A 236-nucleotide genomic window follows, 5' to 3' on the forward strand; every position below is an offset into this window, starting at 1 on the left:
GGTGCCGACTAACCGAGTCGAACGGTTGACCTACTGATTACAAGTCAGTTGCTCTACCAGCTGAGCTAAGTCGGCACACTAAACTGTGTGCTAAGGCACGTGTAATAACGTTTAATCTTATGATTTGAAACACTATTACTTTAATAATGGTGCCTCGACCCGGAATCGAACCAGGGACACGAGGATTTTCAATCCTCTGCTCTACCAACTGAGCTATCGAGGCACTTAAACAGTGC

Annotated in this window: 2 tRNA genes; both read right to left on the reverse strand. The window is 45.8% G+C overall.

Annotated features, from left to right (window positions below):
* Positions 1-2: 2 nt before the first annotated feature.
* Positions 3-75, reverse strand: a tRNA-Thr gene (locus AAEY57_RS21110).
* Positions 76-147: 72 nt separating this feature from the next.
* A tRNA-Phe gene (locus AAEY57_RS21115) sits at positions 148-223 on the reverse strand.
* Between the last annotated feature and the right edge of the window lie 13 nt (positions 224-236).

Origin of the sequence: Pseudoalteromonas sp. MER144-MNA-CIBAN-0113 (assembly GCF_040308965.1) — a bacterium.
GTDB classification, from domain to species: domain Bacteria; phylum Pseudomonadota; class Gammaproteobacteria; order Enterobacterales; family Alteromonadaceae; genus Pseudoalteromonas; species Pseudoalteromonas tetraodonis.